We start from the raw sequence: 3,590 nt of genomic DNA, 5'->3' as shown, positions 1-3,590 counted from the left end.
GGCCCGTGCTGCTGCCGCCCGGCTTCGCCTGGTGGCTGCTGTTCCTGGCCGCGGTCGTGGTGAGCATCGCGGCGCTGGGGGCCGACCCGAGCGGGACGGTGGCCGAGCCGGCGAGCGGCCGGCTGATCGCGGTCGTCTACCGGCTTTCCCTGTACGCCTCCCTGACCGTCCTGCTGGTGTACGCGGGCAACCTCACCGAGCTCGAGCTCTCCCGCCGGCGCCTGGTCAAACTGCTCGGCTGGCTCTTCGTCGTCACCGTGCTCGGCGGGCTGCTCGGCATGGTCGCCGGGCGGTTCGAGTTCACCTCGCCGGTCGAGCTGCTGCTGCCCCAGGGCCTGCGCAGCAAGGGTTTCGTGCAGTCGATGGTGCATCCGTACGCCGCGCAGATCATGGACCTGGTCGGCGGCGAGAAACCCCGCCCGGCCGCGCCGTGGGGTTACACCAACACCTGGGGCAACAACTTCTGCCTGCTGATGGTCTGGCTGGTGGTCGCGGCCGGGGCCACGCGGCGCGGCGGCGTCAAGCTGCTGGCGGCGCTCTGCCTGGGCGTCTCGATCGTCCCGGCGGTCGTCTCGCTCAACCGCGGCCTGTGGATCGGCATCGGCGTGGTCGTGCTCTACGTCGCCGTCCGGTACGTGCTCATGGGCCGGCTGTGGGTCATCGCGGCGGTCCTGTTCGCCGCGGCCGGCCTGGTCCTCGCCCTGGTCGCCACCCCGCTCGGCGACACGGTCAACGCCCGCATCGACAACGGCAAGTCCAACGGGGTGCGCTCGTTCCTGATCGAGCGCGCGGTCGACGGTTTCGCCGAGTCCCCGGTGATCGGCTTCGGCTCGACCCGCAACACGATCGGCGGCCGCAACTCGATCACCGTCGGCGAGAGTTCCGAGTGCGAGCGCTGCGGCAACTTCACCGTCGGCGGCAACGGCCAGTTCTGGCAGCTGATGTACGCCCACGGCGCCGCCGGCACCGTCGCCTACCTGGCCTTCTTCGGCTACGGGCTGTGGCGTTTCCGGCGCGACCGGACCCCGATCGGGATCGCCGGCAGCGCCGCCATCGTCAGCTCCTTCTCGGCGATGCTCTGGTACAACTCGCTGGCCACCCCCCTGGTCTTCATGTTCCTGGCGTACGCGCTGCTCTGGCGCAACGAACAAGAGGCGAACAGATCCGGAGGGCCAGCCCATGAGTCCCGTTAAGACCGCACCCGCCGCCCTGACCGCGGGCGACTCGGCACTGCGCACGCAGTACCTCGCCGAGGTGCTGGAGCTGCTCTACCCGGCACCGTGCGACACCACCGGCGGCCCCGGCGAGCCGATCACCGAATACCTGGTCGTGCCGGACGCGCGCCGGCCCCGGCTGCTGGTGCCGAACACCTCCCGCCGGGTCGCCGCCGCGGCGGTACGCCGTTACGCCGAACCGCAGTCCCGCAGCGCCCGCCTCAAGCGGGACGCGGTGGTGGCGGCCCTGCGCACCGGCGCCTCGGGGGTGCTGCTGCGCGACCGGATCAAGGTCACCGGCCCGGCCGGGGAGAGCATCGACGGGCACCTGCGCCAGGCGCTGGGCCGTGAGCTGTCGGTCAGCATCCACATCGGACCGGCCCGGGCCAACCGCAAGCCGGTGCTGCAGCTCATCAGTCCCGAGGGCGAGACGTTCGGCTTCGGCAAGCTCGGCACCGGTCCGCTGACCCAGCGGCTGGTCAAGGCCGAGACCTCGGCGCTGACCGCGCTCGGCACCGTCGGGCTGACCAAGCTGTCCGTGCCGACCGTGCTGCATGCCGGGCAGTGGCGCGGCCTGCAGGTGCTGATCCAGTCGGCGCTGCCGGTCTGGCTGCCCCGGGCGCCGCTGACCCAGCGCCGGCTGATCGCCGCGATGCTCGACATCGCCGGGTGCTGCGGCTATCACAGCGGCACGCTGGTCGGCAGCGCGTACTGGGCCGAGCTGCGCGGGCGGCTGGCGGCGCTCGGCGACCGGCCCGAGGGGGTCGCGCTGACCTCGGCCGCGGAACTGCTCGCCACCCACGCCGGGCAGCACACCCTGCGGTACGGCGCCTGGCACGGCGACTGGGCCCCGTGGAACATGGCCAACCTCGCGGACGCGCTGCTGGTCTGGGACTGGGAACGCTTCGCCACCGGAGTGCCGGTCGGCTTCGACGCGGTGCACCACGAGTTGCAGAAGCGGATCCAGTCCACCGGCGACGCCGCCGCCGCGGTCGAGGCGACCGTCCGCAAGGCCGGCGAGCTGCTCGCGCCGTTCGGGGTGGCCGACGACGTCCGGGAGCTGACCGCCCTGCTCTACCTGATCGACCTGGCCGCGCGGTACCTGGCCGACCGTCAGGCCGAGGCGGGCGCCCGGCTGGGCGTGCTCGGCACCTGGCTGCTGCCGGTCCTGATCCGCCGGGTCGAAGAGCTGTGACCCGCCACCACACCATCGGAAGGCCGCAGTAACCATGGACGTCTCCAAAGTTCCGACACCCGTCAAGCGGGTCGTGCACCTGGGCACGCGCTCGTACGGCCGGCTCACCGCCCCGGCCCGGATGACCCCGTCGTTCCTGATCTGCGGCGGTCAGCGCTGCGGCACGACCTCGCTCTACCGCGCGCTCGCCGCGCACCCGGCGGTGCTCAAAGCGGTGCTGCACAAGGGCGTGCACTACTTCGACGTGTCCTACGACCGGGGCATGGGCTGGTACAAGGGCCACTTCCCGATGCAGCGCAGCGCCGAGAAGATCCGCACCCGCTACGGCGTGGACGCGCAGACCTTCGAGTCGAGCCCGTACTACATGTACCACCCGCAGGCGGCCGCCCGGATCGCCGCTGACCTCCCCGGGGCGAAGCTCGTGGTGCTGGTCCGGGACCCGGTCGAGCGGGCCTACTCGCAGCACCACCACGAGGTGGCCCGGGGCTTCGAGCAGGAACGCGACTTCGGCAACGCGCTCGCCCTCGAAGCCGCCCGGCTGCACCGCCAGGAGCACAAGCTGGCGACCGACCCGACCTACTACTCCTTCGGCCACCAGCACCACGCCTACCGGGCCCGTGGCGAGTACGCCCGCTACCTGAGCGTGATGGCCCAGCACGTCGGCCGGGAACGCATCCACGTGGTGGAGAGCGAGCGGTTCTTCGCCGAGCCCGAGCAGACGTACGACGAGGTGTGCCGGTTCCTGGGTCTGCCGACCGACCTCGGGCACCCGCCGTTCGAACGGCACAACGCCCGGCCCCGGAAATCCGACATGGACCCGGTGCTGCGCCAGGACCTGACCGAGCATTTCGCGCCGCACGACGACGCCCTGATCACGTGGCTGGGCCGGGTGCCCATCTGGCGCCAGGCATGACCGTCACCGAGGTCGCGGCGCCGGACCGCAGCGGCACCCGAGGCGTCGCTCGCGGCGGGCTGGCCAACATGGTCGGCTCGGCGCTGGCCGGCGGCACCGGCGTCGTGGTCACCTGGATCGTCGCCCGCAGCCTCGGCGCCGAGCAGGCCGGCGCGTTCTTCGCCGCCACGGCGGCCTTCGTGCTGGCCGGCGGGCTGGCCAAGCTGGGTACGCAGTCGGGCCAGGTCTACTGGCCGGCCCGGCTGCGCGCCACCGGCCGCGACCACCG

The 3,590-nt window shown here is 72.4% G+C and carries 3 protein-coding genes and 1 pseudogene; all 4 read left to right on the top strand.

What is annotated here, in order from left to right; all coding sequences use genetic code 11:
• Positions 1–1,193 (top strand): hypothetical protein (locus tag AB0C29_RS38500; RefSeq protein WP_360831311.1); only part of this gene is annotated, 1,193 nt, incomplete at its 5' end.
• Complete coding sequence (locus AB0C29_RS38495; protein WP_360831308.1) at positions 1,180–2,409, top strand: hypothetical protein; 1,230 nt, start codon at positions 1,180–1,182, stop codon at positions 2,407–2,409. The genes AB0C29_RS38500 and AB0C29_RS38495, both read left to right, overlap by 14 nt.
• Positions 2,410–2,443: 34 nt before the next feature.
• Positions 2,444–3,322, top strand: coding sequence for a sulfotransferase (locus AB0C29_RS38490; RefSeq protein ID WP_360831305.1), 879 nt, complete (start codon positions 2,444–2,446; stop codon positions 3,320–3,322).
• Positions 3,319–3,590 (top strand): annotated as a pseudogene (locus tag AB0C29_RS38485) (multi antimicrobial extrusion protein MatE); the annotation flags it as partial. The gene AB0C29_RS38490 and the pseudogene AB0C29_RS38485, both read left to right, overlap by 4 nt.

This window comes from Actinoplanes sp. NPDC048791 (assembly GCF_040650095.1).
Classification (GTDB): Bacteria; Actinomycetota; Actinomycetes; order Mycobacteriales; family Micromonosporaceae; genus Actinoplanes.
This window is presented reverse-complemented; position numbering and strand designations above follow the sequence as displayed.